This window comes from Butyricicoccus sp. AF35-5AC (assembly GCF_003477715.1).
Classification (GTDB): domain Bacteria; phylum Bacillota; class Clostridia; order Oscillospirales; family Butyricicoccaceae; genus Agathobaculum; species Agathobaculum butyriciproducens.
This window is the reverse complement of sequence record NZ_QUDX01000003.1, coordinates 61,519-83,943: the sequence shown is the minus strand read 5'-3', so window position 1 is coordinate 83,943 and position 22,425 is coordinate 61,519. Positions and strand designations below refer to the sequence as shown.

Sequence of the window (22,425 nt, the reverse complement as noted above, 5' to 3'; positions counted from 1 at the left end):
TTTCGCCGACAAGCAGGAACGGACCGTGGGCCGTTCCAAAGTCGTCCGAAAGTTCCTATACAGAAACTTTCTCCCTCCAGAAGTTCAAAAAGGGTGATCCATGCTCCCCCTTTTTGAGCATTTGCAGAGCAAATGCTATTTCATGCGCGCTGCCGCGCGATACCTGAAACAACAAATCTTAAACTCTAGGTATAAAAAACAGCACCGAACCGTAAAGTTCGATGCTGTTCTCGTATCAGGAACAAAAATCAGAGGTTCAGCTCTTTCTTCAGAGCCTCGATCATTTCCTTGTACTCCTCGTCCTTCAGGATAACCGGCTCCGGATTGGTGATGGCAAAGCTGCCGCCGAACTCAAAGCCGCCCTCGTACTTCGGTACGATGTGGAAATGCAGGTGCGGATTGCTGTCGCCGAACGAACCGAGGTTGATCTTGGTGCAGCCCCACAGCTTCTTAATAGCGCCGGAAGCAGCAGCCAGATCTGCACAGTAATCGTTGCGCTCCTGCTCGTCGCACTCGCACAGCTCCTTCTTATGGCTCTTAAGCGCCAGTGCGCAGCGGCCCTTGTGTGCCTGATCCTTGAACAGGTACAGGGTACCTGCCTTCATGTCGCCAACCTTAAACATGATTGCTTCGCGGCCCTCATGGTGCTCATCACAGTAAAAACAACCCATTGTTATGATCTCCTTCATGTATAAATTCTCCGGCAGGTCACACCCTGCCGTAATCTATCTTTATTATACAACGGCCCGACCGGGATTTCCACTGTTTTTTATATTGCGTACAAATTCGTATCCCACGCCGGAACATAAGGATGGTGACGCAGATACAGCCGGTAACTCGGCTGCAGCGCATGGATGAGCAGCGGCAGCTGGAAAAAATCCTCACTGCGGTGATAGGCAGCAATGTTCAGCTTGGGCGCGTACTGCCGAATGGTTTTCTCGGCACCGGCGATGGCTTCGCGCTCTGCGCCCTCCACGTCCATTTTGAGATAGGTGCACGGGCGGCCGGACAGCACGCTGTCGAGCGCACGCATCTGCGTCTCTTTGCCCTGCCCCGCTACGCGGGACTGACGGCCTGCCTGATCGGTGAAGCATTTGACCGTGTCCTCGTTCCACGCGCCTGCCTGCACGAGCGTAACATCGCCCGTGATATTGGCACTCGCCCACTCATTCAGCTTGCGGAAGCTGCGGCGATCGGGTTCGAGGGCGGTAACGGACGCAAATTTGCCGTCCGTGTAGTGCAGCAGCTCGCGGATGGTGTCGCCGTTGTATGCGCCGAGGTCGGAGAAGTGCTCCTCTGCGGTCGGGCGCAGGAGATTATGAAACACCTCATCCTTGTCGGATTCGCTGTGACGCAGGTATTCCATTTTGCCGGACAGCTTAAAGCGCACGGTATCGAGGAAAACCTCGCGCGATAAATCATCCGCCAGAAGATCATACGCGCGCTGCATTTCGTCCCGGTGCGTGCGCACGAAATCCTCATCGAACAGCGGTCCCTCGACCACCGGCACGTCCGGCGCCACCACATCGTATTTGTCCTCGAGCGCATACATCAGCTGCAGCACCTCGGCTCTTTGGCTGGCGAACGCAATCACAATTACAATATCCTCGCCAAGCTCGGCCACCGTGTCCGACAGCTTGCGCACGCAGAACCCATGGAACAGGTTGCCGCGGGCAAATTCGTCGCTCGCGAACACCGCGGATGCGCGAATGCCCAGACGGTCAAACTGCGCGAGTATCTTGTCTGCGCCGTCGCCCATGCCGTACAGTGCGATCGGGCGCGTTTCCTGCTGCAATCGGCGCCAGACCGACTGCTCTACTGATAAAAAGTCCATAATTTCTCCCATTCTATATACAAATGACATTTATCTAACTTTTACCGCAGGGCGGGTGCCTCACGGTAGTTGTTTAATCCAATCCGCAGAATTGATATTGTGCTAACCGGATAAAACGGATGCGCAATGCGCACCCCTACAATATTTTACATGGTACGGCATAATCAACTGACCGGAACACCGTATCTGTTTTCTCCCTACTATTATACGAAAACCGTCTGCGGATTGTAAAGCCAAAATTTTGCTTGTTTGCGGTTGCGGATTGCGCTCCCTTCATATATAATTATGATTAGTGAATGAGAGGTGTGTGGTGTTATGTCCAAACCGAACGGTATTCTGGCAATGAATCCGGAAAAATACCGCGAAATCGACGGCGTTGTGTTCGATGAAGCCAGCTATGCGCGGCATTGCCAGCCGAAAACCGAAGAAGCACCTGCTCCCGAGACCGTACCCGAAGCAAGTGATCCAGCACAGTCTGCCGCACCAGCACCTGTTTTCGCAGTGGACCCGTATCCGGAGGGCTGGTATCCGGCCGATGACGAGCGCCCGCCGGTGCCCATCATGGGCGGCGCTGTCCCCTCGACAGCAGGTGAGGAAACCGCTGTCTCCGCATCCGGTGAAACCACCGTTATACAGACCGTTTGCGTGCCGTGCGGCTCAGGCTCCGGCTCGTATGTGACCTCGTACACCACCTCTTACCGCACCAGTTATTCCGGTTCCGGATCGGGTTCGTTCCGGTTCGGTTCCGGCTCGTGCCCGGTCGGCGGCTACGGATTGGAGCTGATCTGATGCAGGCGTTCCACTCCAACTGGACAAGGCCGTTTTTCGTCCGCAATCCCCATATGGAATACCGAATCGAGCCGTTTGAACTGCTCACGACCGCGCTTTCCGCGCTCGAGTGGCGCAGAGAGAACGGTTCGATCCGCATGATCTGCGACACACCTGCCAAGCGTTATTATGAATCGCTCGGGCTTTGTTGTTTGTGGGATGACGGCGTGTATCCCCTGTTGGACACCATGCCCGAGGACATAAACGCCACAGCCTTCTGGGCGGCCGGCAAGCTGTACGCGCTCTCCGCTGTGCCATCGCCGTGCGTGATGCTTGATACAGATTTCATCTGCTGGAAATCCATCAGTAATCTGCTCGACGGACCGGACACCGCAGCCATCCACCGCGAGGACATTATGCCGTCCATCTATCCGGATCAAACGGCATTCGCCAAAACCGAAGGCTTCCCGCTTGATTCATTTGACTGGACGGTGCAGCCGTTCAATACCGCGCTCGCCTATTTCGGCAATGACGAGTTCCGACGGTACTACACGGACACCGCCATCCGCTTCATGCGCTGCTCACCGGATGCCGACGACACACTCACCTACATGGTGTTCGCCGAGCAGCGGCTGCTCTCCATGTGCGCCGAGAAAAAGCACGCACGCGCAACTGCCCTCAGTGACCTGCCTGCGCTGTTCGGCGGTGCGCAGAACGGATATTTTACCCATATCTGGGGCTTCAAGCAGCAAATGCGGGAGAATCCCGAGTTGTATGAGGATTTCTGCAGACGGTGTGCCGCAAGGCTGCAGAAGGACTTTCCGGAGGAATCCAAAACGATTGCGAACATTGCGGAATTATCTCCGTTTTTTGCATAAAAAAGACAGCCTGTCGGCTGTCTTTTGCTTTTTGTTTACGGAAAATGCAGCTATGTTCATCCTCCATTCAGAATTTACCGCTTCTCCCATGTCCCGAACTGCTGGTATGGCTGACGCTGCCGGAAAATCCGGCTCCGCCGTGACCGCCGCCGGTCGGGTTGTTATTATTGTCATTCCGCGGAATCTGCCGCCGCTTCTGCGAGGTATAACGGTAAATATCGCGGCTGAGCGTCAGATTGAGACCGCCGTTTCCCACATACTGGTTTGCGGACGTCTGCGTACGCACGGATTTCATCTGCGAGCGGAACACCATGCACACGATCAGCGCCGCCACGCACGAAATGAGCAGCGACAGGCCGAATGCACCGCCGAGCGTAAACGAATCGTCCGCTGTGTCTTCCTGCGTACTGTCCGAAATCTCAACCTCATTATGCACCGGCACACCGGCTTCGCCGCCTTCGGCTACATGCTGCAGATACCACTCACAGCCGGAAACGAAGTCCGATAAGCCGCCGTACCAGTCGTCGTTTCCGAAATTATCCAGGAAATACGGCTCCAAATCCTGCAGGACCGCATCGCTGAAAATCTCCTCGGCTTTCGCGCCGTGCGCATAGGTCGCAAAATCGCGGTCATCCAGACTGATGAGCAGCGCCACGCCGTCGCCGTCCTCGCTCGCACCCAGATCAAGCTCGTTGTAGAGCTGCTCTGCCGCATCATAAGCGTCATCGCCGTACGGCGTGTAGTCGTCAATCGTGATGATGCCGACGCCGATGCTGTATTTCTCCGCGATCGCCTTGGTCTTTTCCTCGAGCGTGTCAATCTGGGTCTGCGTCAGCACCTCTTCATAGTCGAACACGCGCGGCTTGTCTGCCGACGGGTCAATCGAATCCGTGCCGCCGAGCGGTGCGGTCTGGTCAGTTTCCTCCGTCTGGGTGGTCGAGATGTCGCTCTCATCCGTTATATCGTCCTCAACCGCAAAGGCCGGAAACAGCAGCAAAAGCACGGCTAAGAGCGCAGCCAGACGCAGTTTTCTCTTGTTTTTCATCTACGCCGCCTCCTTACAGAAAATACAGCAGCGCCGTCAGCACCGCAGTCATGGGCGCGGCAACGGCGGCAAACAGACCCCAGAACCGTTTTCTGTCCACCGGCAGGTCACCGACCATGCGCCCGGTCTGACCGTTCATCGCAAACATGTAATTCTTGCCGTTCCAACGGGTATTCAGCATCCAGACCGGCAGCAGCGCGTAATGCACGCCGGTGCGTTTGAGGTGAATATCCTCGCCGGTCGGCGTGACCGAGGTATACGGACGGCCGTTTCGCGCGGTTCCCTGCAGCGCATCCGACAGCGACTGCCGACAGCGTTTGTCCGCGCGGCTGCTGCTCTCCTCGATGGAAACATCGAACTTATCCGCGAAAAATCCGGGCAGATAGGCGGTCGAAAATGGCTTCAGGCCGGCATAATCAAACGGCTCGATGGAATCCATATAATCATCCGGCATCTTGCGCGATGCATCCACCGGAACACGGCTGAACGGCAGCGTACCCGCGCGCTGCACCTCGTAAAAGCTGGTCTCGGTGATTTCCGTGTCTCCGTGACGGAACACGCGCGTGGTCGTTGCCATGTAATTCGCGCTGCCTTCGGCTTCACCGTCGAACAGCCAGAACGGCACATAAATGCCGCGCAGCTCCTCGATATGGTTATTATCGCGGAACAGCTTGGGCAGCAGCAGCTTTCCCTTGTAATGCTGCTTGAGCGCGGAAACCGCATCCTCCTTGCTCAGCTTGAACGGCAGTATGTAGTCCGGCTTGAGAATGCCGCTGAACTGCCCGGGAATGACGGTCGGGTTGCCGCAGTACGGGCACGAGGTCGCCGCCGTGGTCTCCTCGCAGATCAGCTGCGCACCGCAGGACGGACAGCTGTATACGCGCATCTTGTCCGCGTCCGTGCCCCAGTCCTCATCTGCGGAGGACTGCCATTCGCCGGTGTCGCTCCCCGTCTCCGGCTGAGACGCGGCCTGCTGTTCCTTTTCGGCGTACAGCTTTTCGATCTCTGCCGGGTCAAATGACGAGCCGCAGTAGTCGCATTGCAGCCGTCCCGCGGCGCCGTCGTAGTGCAGCGGTCCCGTACAGGACGGGCATTGGTAGTTTGTTGCTTTGTCTGACATTTCTTCACCATCACTTTTTATTTTTGAAGTGAATCCGTAGGGCGGGTTGCCCTCACCCTACGATATGCATTGAATCGTCTATCATTTTTACATATTTGGTTTTGCCTTGCCGCACTCCGAGCAAAACTTTCCCTGATTCACTGCGCCGCACGAGCACGTCCAGGTCGTATTCTCCGGTCGGGGCTTTCCGCACTCGGAGCAGAATTTTCCGGTATTGACCGTACCGCAAACGCATTTCCAGCTGCTCTGCTCAGGTCTGGGTCTGCCGCAGCCCATGCAGAATTTTCCGGTGTTTCCAGTCTGTCCGCACGAGCACGTCCACTCACCTGCCGTCTGCGCCTGCCGGGTCTGCTGCTGACCCATTGCGTACAGATTCTGCACGCTGGCGCCGCCTGCCTGACCGGCCATATTCATGCCCATGAATGCCATCGCCGGACCGGCGTTCGCGTTCGCTGCCGCAGACTTCATCGCCTCGGTCTGCGCGTGCACGAGCGAGCCTGCCGCACGGGTCGGGTCGCGGTAGGCGGCCTCGCGCTGCATTTCCTTGATGGTCTTTTCGTCCTCCTCGTCCGCCTTGACCGAGTTGACGCCGAATGATACGATCTCGATGCCGCGTAGCTCACGCCACTTGGACGAAAGCTGTTCGTTGAGTGCGTCTGCAATTTCCATCGTATGCGCGGGCAGCGCCGAGTAGCGCACACCATTTGCACCAATGCGTGCAAAGGCGGGCTGCAGCGCGGTCAGCAGCTCGCTTTTGAGCTGGCTGTCCAGATTTTCCCGCCGGTATTCCTCTGCCATGTTGCCGCACACGTTGGTATAGAACAGCATGGGATTGACAATCTTGTAGCTGTACTCGCCGAAGCACCGCAGACCAATATCCATGTCGATGCCCGCCCGCTCGTCAAGCACGCGGAACGGCACCGGAGACGCGGTTCCGTACTTGTTGCCGGTCAGTTCCTTGGTGTTGAAATAGTAGACACGCTGCGTGCGCGGCGCTTCTCCGCCGAACGTGAAGCGCTTGGCCATGTTAGCGAACATTTTGCACACGCTGTCACCGAACGAACCGGCGAAAATAGTCGGCTCGGTGGACGAATCGTAGACGAACTCGCCCGGCTCGAACGCGGCTTCCACGACCTTGCCCTGATCGACGATCATCATCGCCTGTCCGTCCGCCACCGCGATGACCGAGCCGCTTGTGATGATATCCTCATCACCCTTGGTGTTGCTCGACCGCTTGGTGACCTTTTTGTGACCCTTGACCGCGAGCACGTCCGCGTTTATCGCATCACAGTAAAAATATTCCTTCCACTGGTCAGCCAGCACACCGCCGCCCGCGCCTGCTGCTGCTTTGATAAGTCCCATTTGACATTCTCCTTTTATCTGATAGAGTGCCGTTGTTTTACAATCTATACCTTGGTTTAAGAAATCCTATTTCCAGTTTACGTTTTTTCAGCGCAAAGCGCAAGTCCATTCACACACATTTCACATTTTTGTCAAGATACGGTTGTGCCATGCTATTTCTTTCGCTTTTTCGTAGACTTTCGACGTGCGGTGTGATAAAATAAGATATCTGCATACCGCATATTTCGGAGGCGGTACTGTCTGGAGGAGTAAACAATGGAAGCGAACAAGGAAAATCAGCAGAGCGTTGAACAGGCGTTCAATCAGGCTCTGGACGCATATAAGGCAGGCAATTTTGCTGAAGCGGCCGGTCAGTGGCTGGCTCTTGCGGAGGACGGCTGCGCACCGGCGCAGCGTGCGCTCGGCTCGCTGTATGAGCGCGGACAGGGCGTGGAAAAGAATGCTGAGAATGCCTTTGAATGGACAAAAAAGGCGGCTGAGCAAAACGATCCGGTTGCTATGTTCAATCTGGCGTGCTACCATGACAAGGGCTTCGGCGCGGAAAAGAACCAGCAGACCGCGCTCACCTGGTACCGCAAGGCCGCTGAATACGGTCATCCGGAGGCTGCGGCACTGATCGCCAGCCTGATCGAGACGGGCGACCGCGGCTTGGAAAAGGACATGGACGAGGCTGTCCGTTGGTACCAGATTGCCGCAAACCGCGGCAACGTACTGGCGATGGGTCGTCTGGCATGGCTGTACAGCACCGGTACCGGCGTTCCGCAGGATGCGGCCTTCGCCTTCCAGTATTTTCTCAAGGCCGCTCAGGGCGGCAACGCAGCGTGCATGATGAACACCGCCATCCTGTACGCACGCGGCGAAGGCACGCCGCATAATGCGCGCGAGGCGCTCTACTGGGCCGAGCAGGCCAAGAAGCACGGCGCTCCGCAGGCCGAGCAGCTCATCAATGCCATCAAGAAGAACGGATAAGATCGAAAACCGGCGTTTTTACGTCGGTTTTTCTTTTTTTTTGCAGGTCAGATCAAGCGGCACAGCTCATTTTCCTGTATAATGCAGGGACAAGGAGGGATTTTCATGCAAAACTGGCATGACAATGTTCTGTGGCTGATCGCCGAGATTGACCGCTGTATCCGTGCGCATGAGGGCGAAACGCTGACACTCGCGTATTTAGCCCGGCTGCTTGACTATTCGCAGTCGCAGGTTTCGCATACATTCGCAACTACGTGAGCATCGGTTACTGGGATTTTATGTAAAAGCAGGCTCGCATTCCCGGAGCGGATTTAGAAACGGTCAGCGCGCTTCTGCGGCAGCTTGCCCCCGAAGCCGAGCAGCAGATGGCGTTCGTGAACGAGCCGAGCGGCCGCCGGCTGCTGTCTGGATACCGCACCCGGTCGTGTGTTCTATTTTGTGCACGATTGTGTACGTTTCTGGAAGTATATCCGGCCTGTTGTTCGATTTTGAAAAAAACAGTTGAAATTCCTTCTCGATGGTGATATAGTTATACAGTTACTCATTTTCACCGATTGGAAAGGAATTTCATGACATTTTATCAGGAATTACAGGTCAATCAGGCAGGCTCAAAGAAAATCATCCGTGAGAGTGCGTCACAGCGCGAAAAGCTGTACCATATTGCCGTATACTTGACCAAAATTGCGATAACCGTCGCATTCTGCTTTGTTTTCGTTTCACTTTACAGTCTGGGCTTCGGCGCGGACAACAGCATTGTCGGCGTGGTCGTACTGCTGTATCTGCTCGTATTCCGCAGCGCACATCTGTGCATTCGCACAGGGCAGTCCACGCTGCTGCTCGCCGGATTTTTCGGCATTATGGCCGTCGGACCGCATGCAGCCAATCTGGCCGGCCCGGTCGGCGGATTGTTCATCAATGCTGCTGCGATTGCCCTGCTCATTCTGTTCGGCTGCCACGAACCAAGAATGTTCAATCAGTCCACACTCGTGCTCGGCTATCTGCTGCTATATGGTTACGATGTGAGCGGGCACGCCTATCAAATGCGCCTGTTTGGACTTGCTGTCGGTGCGCTTCTGGTCTGCGCGGTATTCTACGGCAACCATCGCGGCAATGCCTATGAGCTCTGTGCAGGAGACATCCTTCCTGCTTTCGATCTGCGCCATCCGCGCTCCAAATGGCAGCTTTGCCAGATCATCTGCGTTCCGCTCGTGCTTTTCCTTGCAGAGCTGAGCGGCATGCCGCGTGCGATGTGGGCGGGCATTGCCGCCATGAGCGCAATCCTTCCCGCGATGGACGATATGCGCTACCGCGTTCGCTGGCGTATCATCGGAAATATCGCAGGTGTTTGCTGCTTTTTAGTGTTGTATTTTCTGCTTCCGTCCTCGATTTACGCCTATATCGGCGTGATTGGCGGCATCGGTGTCGGTTTTTCCGCGAAATACGGCTGGCAGGCTGTGTTCAACACGTTCGGTGCGCTCGCTATTGCAACCAGCGCGTACGGACTCAAAAGCGCGGTCGGTCTGCGTGTCGCGCAGAATATGTTCGGCGTGGTGTTCGCGCTGCTGTTCTGCCTGATCCTCCACCGCATTTTCGCCCGCTGGGAGCAATCCGCAAGCTGAGCAAACAGCCGTTCTGTGCAAATGCACGGAACGGCTGTTTCTTTTTTGCGTACACCGTCAACCATTTTTCCGAAATCAGTTGACATTGCAGTAAATCTGTGGTTTAATGCAATAAGCAAAACAACGAGGAGGAACTCCCAATGAGTGACATTTCTAGCAAGCCCGCACAGCGCAGCGCGTTTTCCGTGCGCGACATCTGCTATTCCGGACTGTTCGCGGCGGTCATCGCGATCATGGCGCAGATTTCCATTCCGATGCCCGGCGGCGTACCGATGACCATGCAGACGTTTGCGATTACGCTGGCGGCTGTCGTACTCGGCGCCAAGCTGAGCACAGTTTCATGCGTAATTTATCTGCTGCTCGGTGCCGTCGGCGTACCGGTGCTCGCGAACTTTTCCGGCGGTTTTGACAAGTTTATCGGTCCTACCGGCGGTTTTCTGATCTCCTTCCCGCTGATGGCGTTTATCATCGGCTGGGGCGCCGATCACCGTCATGCATTCCGCGGCGCGTATGTCATCGCGCTGATCGTCGGCACGATTGCCAACTACGTTGTCGGCACAGCAATGTTCTGCGTACTCATGAACAGCTCGATCGCCGCAGGCGTGACCGCATGCGTGCTGCCGTTCATCCCGACCGCTGTCATCAAGGCTGTTCTTGCAACCGTGATCGGCTTTCTCGTTCGCAAGCGCATCCCGGGGCTAAAGGCATGATCCGGCTGCGCCCGCATCATCTGCTTTGCACACAAGGCTACTCCGGCAAGGGCTATAGCACAGAATTTGTGCAAAATATGAGTGCGATTGTGCATTCTCTGCGAAATGTACCGGGAACCCGAATCCGGCTTGTCTTTGGCTCGGATTCTCTGTGCGCGCACTGCCCGCACCATACCGCTGACGACCTGTGCGAATCACAGGAAAAGGTCTCTCGCTTTGACCGAAAGACGGTCGAATACTTTGATCTGCACGAGGGCAAGTATGTTTATCAGGACCTGATCCGTGCAATCGACACACAAATGACCCCAGCCATGCTGGAGGATATTTGTCGCGGATGTGCATGGTACCCCGTCAGCGCCTGCAAAAAGAATATCTGCGGAAAATGAAATGAGGCACACCGAAAGGTGTGCCTCTGAGGCTGTCGAAAAACTTCGTTTTCCGAACAGCCTCTCGCTCGAAACCACGCTTTCGAGCGAATCTCGAAGAAAAACCGCGTCCTGCGGACACATTTTTTCTTCCCTTGTATAAATTCCGAGATACATGCTCCCGGAATTTATGAATTTGCAAAGCAAATTCGATTGAATGCGTGCTGCCGCACGAAGCATAAAAATCGAATATTGCTTTTTCGACAAGCTGTGAGGCACACCAAAAGGTGTGCCTCTCCCCCTGTCGTCCGAAAACATGTTGTCACTTCTCACAATTTATCATGTCCAGTTTCAGATATTCCTACAAATTTCCATCAAGATATTGACAATCACCTTAAAGGTGGTTATTCTTATCTTATACTAAACACCTTGCAGGTGATTATCCAAACAGAGGTGAGGTCAATGAAGCGCTTCAAGCTGTCCAACTCCGAGGAAATTCTGATGGACACCTTATGGCGGGAAAACCGTCCGCTCACAACGCTGCAGCTTGCCGAAAAAGTTACGGAAGCCCGCTGGAACACCAATTATATCGACAAACTGCTCGGTCAGCTTGTCAAAAAAGGCATGGTGCAGGTCAGCGGTCTGCTGCAGAACGGACGCTATCAGTCGCGGCAGTTCGTCCCCTGCTACACCAAGGACGAATTTCTGGCGAACATGCTCGAGGAGCAAGGCGTGAACCAGGCACTGTTTGCCCGAATCGCCGTGGCGCTGTTCAAAAAACCTGCCAAATCAAATGAATCCGAGCAGGAAGAAAAGCTGATTGCCGAGCTGGAAAAAATGGTCGATCAGTACGAAGCTGCGCTGCAGAACAAAGAAGAGAAATAATATGCAAATAACCCTGTTTTCCTTTATATCTGCACTTTTGTGGAGCAGTTTGTTGATTATTGTAATCTATCTTGTGCGGCGCACACGCTTCCGGCCGCATTTCGGCGTGCTGACCATGGTGCTGCTGTACCTGTTCTGCGCCGCGCGCCTGCTGCTGCCGCTCGAGTTTCCGCACACAGTGATTGTGAGCGACAGCGTCGTGTATCCGCGCATCTACAGCTTTCTGACGCGCAAGCCCGAGCCGGTCACACACCTATCGGTCGGACTGTTTTTGTGTGCAATCTGGCTGTTCGGCACAGTTTTTCTGCTGATTCATTACGCGCTGCAGTATCGCAAAGCCATCCGCGCTGCGCGGCAAGCCAGGCCATGGGACAGCCGCACGGCTTCCCTGCTGAGCGAGATCCAGCGGCAGACCGGCCGCACCATCAAAGTTCGCGGACGTACAACCGCGAATATCGAATCCGCCTTTGGCGTAGGTGTGCTGCGCCGATATATCATTCTGCCGGACAAGACGTACACAGATGCCGAGCTGCATTACATTCTGCTGCACGAGTACACGCATTTTCTCAACCATGATACGGCTGTCAAGCTGCTCGTAACGCTGTACTGCATCATTTTCTGGTGGAATCCGGTCGTATACCTGCTGCAGAAGGATTTGGAACAGACGCTCGAGCTTAAATGCGACCGTGCGATTGCACAGACGCTGAATGCACAGGAACGCACAGCCTATCTGCGCGCCATCCTCTCCGCGATGAAGCAAGGCTGCACACAGCAGCCGGTGCCGCAGCCGTCCACGGCCCTGTTTCGCGCCGAGGCGGACAAGGCCATGCGGGAGCGATTCACCGCCGTGCTCGCCTGCGCAGAGCAGCCGAACGGCCGAACCGCAAGCGCCGTACTCATCGGCAGCTTTGCCGTCCTGCTGGCACTGTCGTATGCGGTGCTGCCGCAGCCGGCATTCGAGCCGCCGGCCGAGCCTGACAGCAGCTCGACCGTCTATTTTAACGACGAGAATGCCTATCTCAAGCAAAGCGCGGACGGACGATACTGGCTGTGCATTGACGGCCACAAGCCGTATGAGCTGACAGAAGGTGACGTGCAATTTTATCTGGAGCACTCGGTTTTCAAATATATCCGCGAGACCGAGCAATAAAAGGCAGCTGCCGAAGGATAGCGGCAGCACAGAGAGTAAAAGCAAAATGTGGGACGAAAATAGAAGCAGCTGAGATGTGGGGTCTCAGCTGCTTTTTGTTCAGACAAAAGAAAAAGCCACTCACAATGAGTGGCTTGGTGGTGGACATTAACGGGTTCGAACCGCTGACCTTCCGCACGTCAAGCGGTTATAGAAAATGCCGATTTTGTTAGATATATCGTCACTTTTCGAGGTTCGTTTTTCTCATTTTCCTACACATTTCCTACATCTATCAAAACTCTTTATAATATCTTCCCTGTTATATCTTTTACGCTGTACCTTTCTCCATAAACACAGCATAGTCATCAACATTCCTGATAGCCTAACCGCTTATGACAGGCTATATAGTATAACCTATCATATCAAAAATGTCAATAAAAACATTGACAAACCCCTACTATTTGCTTATTATTATGTTACAGTTCTATTATAGCAGGAGTTGTTTAGAGTGATTTTATCCGATAAAGATATCCGCGTCCTCTGCACGCAGCCAGAGCATCCTTTGATATCTCCTTTCGACGAGTTTCGCCTGCAAGGTGCTTCTTACGATGTTTCCATGTCAGATGTTATCCATGTTTTCAAAGATGATGTGCGAACAATTTCTTTAACCGACCAAAATGCGATTGATTCTTTGTACAAAGAAGTTCCTATTCCCGATTCTTCTTCATTCATTCTGAAACCGATGGAATACATCTTAGTGACATTGAAAGAAACTATCTGCATTCCTTCCAATATGATTGCACATATTCGTCCAAGGACCAAGTTTACTCGATTGGGTATTATTGTTTCGGATCAGCACTGCAATCCTGGATATCGAGGAACTCTGCAGATTGGTCTGCGAAATGTAAGCCCTAATTCTATCGCTTTGACGTCTGACATGCCTATCGCTCAGATTGTTTTTGAAGAACTAAAAAGCGAGCCTTCGCCTGAAAAAGTTTATAGTGCTAAGGCAGATGCTTCTTACCATAATGAAAATGAGTTTTTAGGTGCTAAATTTACAGAATCCGATTTTTCACCTAAGGCACAAGAACTATATAGAAAAATCATGAGCGGAGCCTACCTCAATGACAGATAACAACGATCATATCACTACCGAGGAACTTATTCATGCATATGTGTCCGATCGCTTAAAAGATAATGCTACTGATGGTATAGCTGCATCCGAATTACTTCGATTACAGCAGCATGCCGAACGTGATATCTATAAAGATATTCGAAACGAAATACTCCGTGACATCACAGAAGATGAAAAGAAAAAGAAGCTCAAAGAAATAAAGCGTGCCGTAGGAAAGGAACGCTTTATCCAGTTGACAACTCTTCTTTTAGAAAGCGGTTTATTAGCGTTCCTTATTGGCATTTTGGTCAATCAAGTGACTAGTCTTTTGACTAAATATATTTGTCCCGACGGATATTCTGGTTGGATTATCGCAATCTTATCATTCTTGATCGTTGTAGTTTTTGTTGGCTTAATTCTCCGGAACATTAGCCAGTTTTTCAATATAGGAGAGGAAAATGAATCCAAGTAGTCGAAAAATATTAGTTAGCGAGAAATATCTGCACTTCAAAGGCAAACTATATCAGGTTCTCGCCATTGCCACGCATACAGAAACCAGTGAGCCTTTGGTAATTTATCAGGCCCTCTATGATGATTTCAAAATCTATGCACGGCCATACGATATGTTTGCATCAGAGGTAGATCACAAGAAGTATCCGAATGTCACACAGCGTTTTCGGTTTGCTCATGTGATTTTTGATGGCAATACTCCAAAACCAACTGAATAACAACAGGCCCTCGGTGTCCAAATCGAACACCGAGGGCCTTACTATTTACTTAACCGCTGCCGCCAGCTTCTTCACAAGCTCCTCACCCCACTGATAGCGGAGTAGGTACTCAATCGTCTGCTTCTCAAGGCCGGCACTCTCCTGCAGCGTATCAACTGCGGCCTGTACATCCTCATCGCCGTCCGGGACAAATGTGCGGCACTGCGGTGCGGTGATGCTCGGAACCTTGCGAACAGCGTCATACCCGATTGTAAAGCCTGCCTGCTGGAGCGATCTCATCTTGATATAGTTAGTGGCGTCCTTTGTAATGACGTCACACTCGTAGGTCTTGCCGTTGAGCATAACGCTCTTCTTCTCTACCACTTCGTCGTCCTCCTTCTTCGGTTCGGGTTCAACCGGCGCAGTCAGCCGCGCCTTAAACTTGCGCCACAGGCTCTCATCACGCACCCACGGCTCGGGGCAGTCCTTGCCGGTGACATCATAATGGCGCACAACATGATCCACGTCGATGCCGTACTTGTCCATCAGCCAGCGCACCAGTTCAACCGTGCGGTCTACCGTCTGCTGCGTGATGGTGTACTTACCACCTACAATGTCACTGCACATCTCCACTCCCAGACTGTTACGGTTCATGCAGATGTTATGCAGCGGGTGATGCGAGCTTTCCAGGGGACCGCCGCAGTGCCATGCACCGTCTGTATCGCGGACAGACTGCACAACACTGTGCTCATCGACAAAATAATGCGCCGATGCCTGCAAGCCGCTGTTGTTGTGGAAATACTGCGCATTATTCATGGCGGTATCACCGTTACCGGCCGTATAGTGTACGACAATATACTTGATACTGTTGCCGCCTCGGCCGGAATAGAAGTTGCTCGAGTCAGCCTGCAGAAACGGAATATTCGTCATAGCGCACCTCACTTTTCCAACGGCGCAGTGTACGACTTAGCGCGATCCGAGTCGGTCAGGCCGCTGGTGGTCGGGTCGTTAAGCGCCGACCACACGTTGCAGGCAATCAAAAACAGGCAGTACGGGTTTGACGCCGTGGCCTTGATAATCTGCCACACGCCCGACCATGTGGTCATGTCCGCGGCGGTCAGACCGGCATAGGCCAGCGCCGTTGCGAACGCACCAAGGGCGATCTGCACCCAGAATACCGGGTTCTTGATTCTGATTTTCCAGTTCATAGTTTGCCTCCTATCTCGTGATATGGTCGATGCCGATACCCTCTAAAAACTGCTCGTACTCGCGCTGTGTTTTCTGCACGGCGGCAAGCCCCTGCTCGACCTCGCCGTTGCAGTGTCCGCGCTTGAGTGCCATCGCTACACCAACCGTCAGTTTGCAGTTCGCGTCAATCATCGCCAGTTGCAGACGGCCTTCCTTGGCTCGCTGCTCAGCGCGGCGATTGATGCGCTCCTGCTCCTCCTTCTCACGCTTCTCGCGCTTAGACGCCTGAGAAGCGATGGCCGCACAGACGATTGCACAAAAGCCCGTGAGTGCGGCGCAAATCACTTCCGTCATTGATAACCTCCGTTATTACAGCCCCAGCAAGCGCTTATCCTCAACGCTGAGGAGTTCAGGCACGCCGGTCTGCTGTGCGCGCCAGTGCTTGTACTGGGCGCGCGCGAGCGCGTCATGCTTGATGTGGTGATCGTTGTCGTACTGGTCGAGCTGCACGCCCATGTCTCCGTGGTACTTCTTCACTTCTGCGTAGTTCTTGATGTAGATATTCGATTCGTACATAGTTCTGCTCCTTTACTTTACGATTGCATCCAGACGCCCGAGTGCGTCCTCAACTGCCTTATCCTGTGCGAGCATTTCACTTTGTCGCCGCACAATTTCCGCAAGCTGCACGCAGATGCCGCACAGCTCGTCAATCAGCTGTGCGTCACTCACTTACAGCATCCTTCGCGCCGCCGAACTCGGACGGTACCAGCTCGGGCATACCGCACTCGTCGATCAGGATTCCCGCTACCTGCTTCTGGAGCTTCTTCGGCACCTGCTCAAACTCACACTTACCAAGAATCACACGCTGAGAAAATAACATAGCCATCATTTCTAATTCTCCTTCTGATAATAAAATGTAGATTTTTAAGGCGATTCCCGCTAACAACTTACGCATAAACTATTTGCGCCATTTCCGCGATGCAATCCTCATAAAAAGACTGCTGATCTGTCAGTGCAACCACCTGCTGCTTGAGCGTTGCGTTCTGCGCCGCCAGTTCTTCATTTTCTGCTACGAGGTCAGCCTTGCTTTTCTCGTTCGCCTTGGCTTCCCGCAGCAGATTGTCATAGTTGGCTTTTACCTCATCCAGCAGACCGGGCGTGTCCTCCACCTCAGTAATGTACTCATCGTACACCCAGCCGGTGTGACCGTCCTCGTCCTTCTCCTGCTTGGCATTCTGGGTCAGCCGTACCCATGCCCTACCGGGCTTGTTTGGCATACTGCCTGCCGCAACCTCAGGCGGTTTGACATCTCCGTGCACTCTCAATTCGTACCACTCCTTTCAAATTTTGCACGCCCACCGGACGTACATATTTAACCATTATCGTTTTGCTGGCACACCATTTCAGCCGCCCAAGCCGACTAAGCAGAGCTTGTGCCATCTTTGCTGACACACGCTCCCGCTTTGCTGCTCGTCTAAACTGTCGCAGTGTTCGCAGTAGGCTGCGCTTACGCAGTACGACCGCATTGCGACCAAACTTATACCCGACCGCATCAACCTTGCGCTTCCTGATCGGGTACACCTGCCAGTCATTCTTGAGCGTCAGACCGAGTGTTTGCAGGTGCTGTTCCGCCGCCTTGACAGCCTTGTGCAGTGCTCTTTTGGAGCGTCCAAAGATTGTCACGTTGTCCATGTAACGCACTTCGCAGACAACGCCCTTGCACGCGCACAACGTGCGGTCAAGCGTTTCCAGATAGTAGTTTGCAAGCCACTGACAGATATAGTAACCAATCGCTAAACCGTCAGCAATAATGCGTGTCACCAGACGGACAAACCGTTTGTCCTTAATCTTGCGTTCCAGTGCACGCCGCATACCGTCCAGCGGAATACTGTCGTAAAACTTGCGAACGTCCATCTGTGCGCAATACTTACTGTCCTTCGGTCTGCGCTGTACCATGCGCTTAATCTGCCGCATAGCACGAGCGCCACCTCGCCCAGGAATACTTGCACACGACCAATAATGCATACCGCGCATCAGTACCGGCTGCATTGCGCGGACACAAAGCCAATGCACACAGCCGTCCGGGTAAAACGGTACAACCTTAATATCACGCCATTTCCGGCTTGATACGTCATACACGCGCTTAACCTTCGGTTTTGACGGTATAAAACTGTCCGTTCGCAGCATGACCAACAGCTTTTCAGCGTATGCGTCAATGTTCGCCAGTACACGTCGGACGCTGCGACGATTTTTCTTGCCGTTTGCAGCGAGCCGTATTGTTTCTGTTATAAATACTCTGTCGAGCATCTTTTCGTAGAGGAATCCAACTCTTTTAGGGATTGTTATCACATCCTTATTGCCTGCGAGAGTATTCGAGCAACCTACTAACTCCCGTCCTCTGGGCATGATTTTCACCAAGGGGTGAGGGAAAGCCTGCGCAATGATAATTGAGTTGCTAAGTAGACGCGCGGAGATGTTCGAGTTCGAATTCGACGAGGCGTTGTTCGCATTGAAGTACAAAAGACCCGCATTCGAGCCGTCGTTCCAGTTGCCGCCGACATACAGAACGTGCCAGCCAGAGGACGAGTTCGCCCAGAAGTCAAGCTCACCGCGACAGCGCAGACAGTCCCTTATTCACTTAAAATTTACGCTTTGCAAAGCGCCGGGGGTTGCGACCCCCGGTCCCCCACAGGGGATTGTGCGCGGCTACGCCTCGCACAGGAGACGCGCGGAGATGCTCGAGTCCGAATGCGACGAGGCGTCGTACGCACCGAAGCACAAAAGACCCGCATCCGAGCCGCCGCACCAGCCGCCGCCGACACACAGAACGCGCCAGCCAGAGGACGAGCCCATGTAGTCTGGAATGTACGTCGTTTCCGAACCGCCAGTAGTTTTCGGAATCAGTAAACCATTGTCGGTTACGATCAAATCCTTAATGTAGCCAGATGCAGGCAGTGTACCAATCTTGGTGTAGCCGGTTGCGGTATCGTCCGCATACTTGCTCGGGTCAGTGCAGTAGTAAGCAGTCGTGCCGTTGGCGTTAAAACCGTCTACCCACTGTCGCACGTTGCCCCAGAGGTTTTCAATACCTCTGTATTGAACAGCGGTCTTACCATCTGTACCGGATGCGCGTCCGGTGTGATAGGTCATGTTGTCTGTGCCACCAGATTTGATTGCAGAGGAATTATTGTTCGTGTATCCTTGTCCGATCTTAGACTGACAGTTCCAGTTTGCAAATTCAACGATATACAAAAAGATGATTGCACAGTATGTTGCAAAGTCGTACAAATGGAATTTACTATTAAACGCGCCGTTAGTAATTCCGCTTTTTACTAAGCTACGAAATCCTGCTCGTGAGATGTTAACGCGCGGCACGAAGTTAGCCGAGCCTCCGCCATATTCACCATTAGAGGTATACCTGCCGATATACTTTCCACTGCCTGGGTGTTTTGTCATACCTGTTTTAGGTTTGTCTGACACATAGAAATATTGTTTTGTACCGCTCCTCTTAGCAGCAACGTAAAAAACAGGGATAAACACCATGGTATAATCACTGCTACGAGTAAACGCGCTGTTTCCCTTCCATGCAGTCACTGCACCGGACGCATTAAGGTTGCACTCTTTCATACCGCTCCACGGTGCATAGCTGTCGAATAAGCTGCTTCCAGAGCCAGCTCCGACAGCTGGAATTGGCTCAGTTGTCACCGACCGCGTAACCAATCCGTAAGGGTCAGTGCTCGGTGTTAAGCGCGTCAGCGCCGTGCTCGAATTGCTCGTATCCCACACCACGCCGAACACATTGGCGTAGGTCAAGGTCAACGTCTTACTCTGCCCGCTGGCGGTAATGTTTACCGTACCCTCTGCGGTCTGGTCACCCTTAGTGGCCTTGATTGCCCAAGTACCCGCCTTACCGATGGTAAACACCGCCGTGCCGGTGCTCGTCTTGGTCAATACCGTGCTGCCCAGTGTCGCCGTAACTGTTGAACCGCTATCTACGGTTACGGTAATCGTGGACTGGAATTTCTCAAGATTAACACTCAGCGCCGTATAATAAGCCTTGGTTGTAACCTCGGTTGTATACGTCGTACCGGACAGTGCAGTACTCAGGGTGTAGGTAGTGTTAATGCCAAGCACGCTTACCGTTGCCGTCTTGCTGCTGTCAACCGTGCCGGTGTAGGTTTCACCGCCGCCCTTGAGCGTCCATGTCTGACCGACAAAATCACTTGCAAACGCTAGCGTAATTCGACTGCCGCCGGAGGCCGGTGCATCCACCTCGCCCACGGTGTTGTCCGCCGTAAAGCCAACAAATTTACCTTTTTTGCCCTTGATTTTATCCTGTTTCTTGGCAAACTGTGCAGAATGCGCACTTGCGCTCGTGTTATGCGTGGATACCACGCTTGCAGCCGTGCCGGTCGGGTCAGCACCAACGTCACCGGCACCCAGTGCGTCTACTTTCTCTTCAAGCGCTGCTGCCGCTCCGGCTTTTTCTGCACCGAGGTCAGCAGCGGTCAGACTGCCGTCCTTGACAACCTTTTTCACTTCTGCTGCAAGTTCAGCGGTTTTCACGCGGGCTGCAACTTCGTTGTCCAGCTTGTCCCAGTTGCCATTCAACGCCTGATCGATGTTAAACGTGTTTGCGCCGTCTGTCGCTGGATCATACTTAAACAGCTCCAAATTTTTGGTTTTTGTACTCAATATATCACTCCTCAGAAGGCAAAATCGCCGATACGGTGCCTTTGCAGCTCATCGACCGTCATAGCAGACACCTCGCTCACCAGCAGCCAGCGCCACAAATACTCGACCGCCAGATGACACGGCACAGTCTGCTCAATCGCATCCCTAAGTGCCGCCAGCGCTGTGCCGTCAGGCATACCATACGCGTCTACAAACGTCAGCACGATCACGCCCTCGGCAAAGCCGACGGAGATCTCGCCGTTGCGCCATGAGTCACATACGCTCTGAATGCGCTCCACGTCACACTTGCCGGCACCGCGCCAGCGTGCGATCAGTGCCGTGCGGCGCTCTTCCAGCGTGCCGGTTGACGGCAGATTGGCCGCCCGTTCCTCGGTCTCCAGCAGCCACGTCATGCTGGCTGGAAAGAGCTGCGCCGCCGTGTCCAGCATCTCCGTGCGCTGGCTCTCATCCAGCCCGCGGATGGCCTCCAGCAGGTCGCACACCCACTTGTCCGTCCGGTACGCCACCGGCAGACTGCGCAGCATGTTGTCAAACTCAGCCATAGGTAATTGTCACCTCTCCGAGCACCGGGCACTCGCGCTCACCGACCGCGATGTTACTTGTGCCGCCGCCGACCGTCAAACCCTCAAAGTCCGCAACGCCGTCGGCTGACAGGATAGCCGCCGCAACCTGTCCATACGAGACATAGCTCTGCGCAAACACTGTGCTGGCCAGATAGTCCGCAACCGCTGACTTGATGGCTGCCGTTACACTCTCCTCGTCTGCGGTGTCCGATTTGGACACCGTGCAGCTGACCGTGATGGCCTTGCCGGTCGCAGCGGTGACAAAGCACTGTGCACCGATCGGAGCTTGTCCTCGGCCCGCGCCCTCGCTCTCGGGGTCGATGTAGTCCTGCACCGACTTCACCAACGCAGGCGATGCAGGCTGACCGGCGTTGTCGGCAATTACCACGTCAACCGTGTTCGCCCCCTGTACGCGTGGGAACACCTTGACATGACCGACACCGGCCACCTCCAGCGCCCACTGCACATAGTGGTAGATGTTACCCGACGTAGCAGGCGTGCGCAGCACGACCAGATAACGCGCATAATACTCGCTGTCCGACTCCTCGGCATAACCGCCGCCAATCGGTTCAGGGTTATCACACGAGGCAATGCCCTGCACTGCCACCGGCATCTGCGTCACGCTGTGCGCGGGCAGGTTGCCTGCCGTGCCGTCCACCGTGCAGGTGACCGGTACAGTGCCCTCGCCCTCAATGGCTACGGTCTCGGTTGCGTAATACTGGACACCGCCGCCGGACTCAAACAGCGTGCCCTGCTCGACCGTGCCTGTGCCGGTGACGGTCAGGCTGCCGTGGGCAAAGGTCGCGGCCTTGCGTTCCAGGCCGGAGCGCGGATAGATATAGCGGTCAAGGGCGCTGTCGTGCAGGTTTTCGGGGTCAAGCTGCTGTTTGGCCTCGTCAATCGTTGTGTCCGTGCCCTCCATCCGCAGGCTGACTGCGGCTAAAAGGTCATACGTCGGAAAGCCGATGGTCTTTTGATAGCTTTCCGGCATTGCGGACAGCATCTCGTCTAAAATCTCACTCGCTGACATAAGTCGTCACCTCCTCACTCTCTCCGGTGTGCAGGCGGACCGTGAAGCGTACCTCCACGCCGCGCCGCACGCGCATAAACTTAAAACTGTCAAGTGACCGGATGGCCGGGCAGAACGCGGCGGTCTCCCGCACGTTGCGCTCAATCTCGGCAAAAATCCAGCCCTCCGGAACGCGCCGGTCAAGGCTGACCGCCTCCACGCCCGGCTGGGTCGTGCCGCTCGTCCGGTAGATCGGGATTGCACCCGGTTTCTGGCGCAGCATCAGCTCAAGCCACTGCTTGACAGCCTCCACGCCCTGCCGCTCGACCAGAGCGCCGTCAACCAGCTGGAAACGGCCCGAGCGCCCATCCTCGTGGAACCCAAACGCCGGAGAGCGCCCAATGCTCTCCGCAACCTGCGCGGGCAGCTCCTCCGGGATAACCGGAAACACATCGGCCATAGCCG

At 54.2% G+C, this 22,425-nt stretch carries 29 protein-coding genes; 12 read left to right on the top strand and 17 right to left on the bottom strand.

The annotated features are described in order from the left end of the window. Nucleotides 1–248: 248 nt before the first annotated feature. Nucleotides 249–689 carry an HIT family protein gene (locus DWZ82_RS05645; RefSeq protein WP_242988075.1) on the bottom strand — a complete coding sequence of 147 codons (441 nt, stop codon included), beginning with the start codon at nt 687–689 and terminating at the stop codon, nt 249–251. An 80-nt stretch (nt 690–769) separates the two neighbouring features. Next, nucleotides 770–1,834 (bottom strand): FkbM family methyltransferase, encoded by a 1,065-nt coding sequence (locus DWZ82_RS05640; RefSeq protein WP_118479418.1) that lies wholly within the window; start codon nt 1,832–1,834, stop codon nt 770–772. A 315-nt stretch (nt 1,835–2,149) separates the two neighbouring features. On the opposite strand from DWZ82_RS05640, the gene DWZ82_RS05635 reads away from it, so the two are divergent. Next, complete coding sequence (locus DWZ82_RS05635) at nt 2,150–2,623, top strand: hypothetical protein (protein WP_118479416.1); 474 nt, start codon at nt 2,150–2,152, stop codon at nt 2,621–2,623. Then, a complete protein-coding gene (locus DWZ82_RS05630; RefSeq protein WP_118479414.1) occupies nt 2,623–3,480 on the top strand; it encodes a hypothetical protein in 858 nt (285 codons plus the stop codon). The genes DWZ82_RS05635 and DWZ82_RS05630 overlap by 1 nt, the downstream gene beginning before the upstream one ends. 67 nt (nt 3,481–3,547) lie before the next feature. Here the strand turns inward: DWZ82_RS05630 and DWZ82_RS05625 are convergent, their stop codons facing one another. The 3 genes from DWZ82_RS05625 to DWZ82_RS05615 all read right to left on the bottom strand — a co-directional run bounded on the left by DWZ82_RS05625 (nt 3,548) and on the right by DWZ82_RS05615 (nt 7,007). Next, on the bottom strand, nt 3,548–4,525 hold the full coding sequence (locus DWZ82_RS05625) for a TPM domain-containing protein (RefSeq protein WP_118479412.1): 978 nt from the start codon (nt 4,523–4,525) through the stop codon (nt 3,548–3,550). A gap of 13 nt (nt 4,526–4,538) precedes the next feature. After that, on the bottom strand, nt 4,539–5,645 hold the full coding sequence (locus tag DWZ82_RS05620) for a hypothetical protein (protein ID WP_118479410.1): 1,107 nt from the start codon (nt 5,643–5,645) through the stop codon (nt 4,539–4,541). Nucleotides 5,646–5,732: 87 nt separating this feature from the next. After that, on the bottom strand, nt 5,733–7,007 hold the full coding sequence (locus DWZ82_RS05615; protein WP_118479408.1) for an SPFH domain-containing protein: 1,275 nt from the start codon (nt 7,005–7,007) through the stop codon (nt 5,733–5,735). A gap of 255 nt (nt 7,008–7,262) precedes the next feature. Here DWZ82_RS05615 and DWZ82_RS05610 point away from each other — a divergent pair, with 255 nt between their 5' ends. The 10 genes from DWZ82_RS05610 to DWZ82_RS05570 all read left to right on the top strand — a co-directional run bounded on the left by DWZ82_RS05610 (nt 7,263) and on the right by DWZ82_RS05570 (nt 14,526). Further along, a complete protein-coding gene (locus DWZ82_RS05610) occupies nt 7,263–7,976 on the top strand; it encodes a tetratricopeptide repeat protein (RefSeq protein WP_118479406.1) in 714 nt (237 codons plus the stop codon). A 105-nt stretch (nt 7,977–8,081) separates the two neighbouring features. Next, the gene (locus DWZ82_RS15125) at nt 8,082–8,234 is read left to right on the top strand and encodes a hypothetical protein (protein WP_158575103.1); all 153 of its coding nucleotides are present in this window, start codon (nt 8,082–8,084) and stop codon (nt 8,232–8,234) included. 311 nt (nt 8,235–8,545) lie between these two features. Then, nucleotides 8,546–9,595 carry an FUSC family protein gene (locus tag DWZ82_RS05605; protein ID WP_118361558.1) on the top strand — a complete coding sequence of 350 codons (1,050 nt, stop codon included), beginning with the start codon at nt 8,546–8,548 and terminating at the stop codon, nt 9,593–9,595. A gap of 140 nt (nt 9,596–9,735) precedes the next feature. Then, nucleotides 9,736–10,305, top strand: a complete 570-nt coding sequence (locus DWZ82_RS05600; protein ID WP_118479404.1) for a biotin transporter BioY — start codon at nt 9,736–9,738, stop codon at nt 10,303–10,305. Then, on the top strand, nt 10,302–10,691 hold the full coding sequence (locus tag DWZ82_RS05595; protein WP_118479402.1) for a DUF1284 domain-containing protein: 390 nt from the start codon (nt 10,302–10,304) through the stop codon (nt 10,689–10,691). The genes DWZ82_RS05600 and DWZ82_RS05595 overlap by 4 nt, the downstream gene beginning before the upstream one ends. A 441-nt stretch (nt 10,692–11,132) precedes the next feature. Continuing rightward, nucleotides 11,133–11,555, top strand: a complete 423-nt coding sequence (locus DWZ82_RS05590; RefSeq protein WP_117490976.1) for a BlaI/MecI/CopY family transcriptional regulator — start codon at nt 11,133–11,135, stop codon at nt 11,553–11,555. Between the two features lie 52 nt (nt 11,556–11,607). Then, nucleotides 11,608–12,705: a M56 family metallopeptidase gene (locus DWZ82_RS05585; protein WP_158575102.1), complete on the top strand. Its 1,098-nt coding sequence runs from the start codon at nt 11,608–11,610 to the stop codon at nt 12,703–12,705. A 487-nt stretch (nt 12,706–13,192) separates the two neighbouring features. After that, nucleotides 13,193–13,819, top strand: a complete 627-nt coding sequence (gene dcd / locus DWZ82_RS05580) for a dCTP deaminase (protein WP_158575101.1) — start codon at nt 13,193–13,195, stop codon at nt 13,817–13,819. Further along, the gene (locus tag DWZ82_RS05575) at nt 13,809–14,270 is read left to right on the top strand and encodes a hypothetical protein (protein ID WP_118479396.1); all 462 of its coding nucleotides are present in this window, start codon (nt 13,809–13,811) and stop codon (nt 14,268–14,270) included. Before dcd ends, DWZ82_RS05575 begins: the two co-directional genes overlap by 11 nt. Continuing rightward, on the top strand, nt 14,257–14,526 hold the full coding sequence (locus DWZ82_RS05570; protein ID WP_118479394.1) for a DUF1653 domain-containing protein: 270 nt from the start codon (nt 14,257–14,259) through the stop codon (nt 14,524–14,526). Before DWZ82_RS05575 ends, DWZ82_RS05570 begins: the two co-directional genes overlap by 14 nt. A 45-nt stretch (nt 14,527–14,571) precedes the next feature. Here DWZ82_RS05570 and DWZ82_RS05565 read toward each other — a convergent pair whose 3' ends face one another. The 12 genes from DWZ82_RS05565 to DWZ82_RS05520 all read right to left on the bottom strand — a co-directional run bounded on the left by DWZ82_RS05565 (nt 14,572) and on the right by DWZ82_RS05520 (nt 22,420). Beyond that, nucleotides 14,572–15,435, bottom strand: a complete 864-nt coding sequence (locus DWZ82_RS05565; RefSeq protein WP_118479392.1) for a peptidoglycan recognition protein family protein — start codon at nt 15,433–15,435, stop codon at nt 14,572–14,574. An 8-nt stretch (nt 15,436–15,443) separates the two neighbouring features. Further along, complete coding sequence (locus tag DWZ82_RS05560) at nt 15,444–15,713, bottom strand: phage holin (protein ID WP_118479390.1); 270 nt, start codon at nt 15,711–15,713, stop codon at nt 15,444–15,446. 10 nt (nt 15,714–15,723) lie between these two features. After that, complete coding sequence (locus DWZ82_RS05555) at nt 15,724–16,047, bottom strand: hypothetical protein (protein WP_118479388.1); 324 nt, start codon at nt 16,045–16,047, stop codon at nt 15,724–15,726. A 15-nt stretch (nt 16,048–16,062) separates the two neighbouring features. After that, nucleotides 16,063–16,269: a hypothetical protein gene (locus tag DWZ82_RS05550; protein ID WP_118479386.1), complete on the bottom strand. Its 207-nt coding sequence runs from the start codon at nt 16,267–16,269 to the stop codon at nt 16,063–16,065. A 12-nt stretch (nt 16,270–16,281) separates the two neighbouring features. Then, nucleotides 16,282–16,422: a hypothetical protein gene (locus DWZ82_RS15120; RefSeq protein WP_158575100.1), complete on the bottom strand. Its 141-nt coding sequence runs from the start codon at nt 16,420–16,422 to the stop codon at nt 16,282–16,284. Then, nucleotides 16,415–16,582, bottom strand: a complete 168-nt coding sequence (locus DWZ82_RS15350) for a hypothetical protein (RefSeq protein WP_243022890.1) — start codon at nt 16,580–16,582, stop codon at nt 16,415–16,417. The genes DWZ82_RS15120 and DWZ82_RS15350 overlap by 8 nt, the downstream gene beginning before the upstream one ends. A gap of 58 nt (nt 16,583–16,640) precedes the next feature. Continuing rightward, nucleotides 16,641–17,018 carry a hypothetical protein gene (locus DWZ82_RS05545; protein ID WP_147356908.1) on the bottom strand — a complete coding sequence of 126 codons (378 nt, stop codon included), beginning with the start codon at nt 17,016–17,018 and terminating at the stop codon, nt 16,641–16,643. Then, on the bottom strand, nt 16,987–17,880 hold the full coding sequence (locus tag DWZ82_RS05540) for an RNA-directed DNA polymerase (protein WP_279217435.1): 894 nt from the start codon (nt 17,878–17,880) through the stop codon (nt 16,987–16,989). Before DWZ82_RS05540 ends, DWZ82_RS05545 begins: the two co-directional genes overlap by 32 nt. Before the next feature lie 519 nt (nt 17,881–18,399). Beyond that, complete coding sequence (locus DWZ82_RS05535; protein WP_118479380.1) at nt 18,400–20,388, bottom strand: hypothetical protein; 1,989 nt, start codon at nt 20,386–20,388, stop codon at nt 18,400–18,402. 11 nt (nt 20,389–20,399) lie between these two features. Further along, nucleotides 20,400–20,930, bottom strand: a complete 531-nt coding sequence (locus DWZ82_RS05530; protein WP_118479378.1) for a putative phage tail protein — start codon at nt 20,928–20,930, stop codon at nt 20,400–20,402. Then, nucleotides 20,923–21,981, bottom strand: a complete 1,059-nt coding sequence (locus tag DWZ82_RS05525) for a baseplate J/gp47 family protein (RefSeq protein WP_118479376.1) — start codon at nt 21,979–21,981, stop codon at nt 20,923–20,925. Before DWZ82_RS05525 ends, DWZ82_RS05530 begins: the two co-directional genes overlap by 8 nt. Continuing rightward, nucleotides 21,968–22,420 carry a DUF2634 domain-containing protein gene (locus tag DWZ82_RS05520; protein WP_118479374.1) on the bottom strand — a complete coding sequence of 151 codons (453 nt, stop codon included), beginning with the start codon at nt 22,418–22,420 and terminating at the stop codon, nt 21,968–21,970. Before DWZ82_RS05520 ends, DWZ82_RS05525 begins: the two co-directional genes overlap by 14 nt. Between the last annotated feature and the right edge of the window lie 5 nt (nt 22,421–22,425).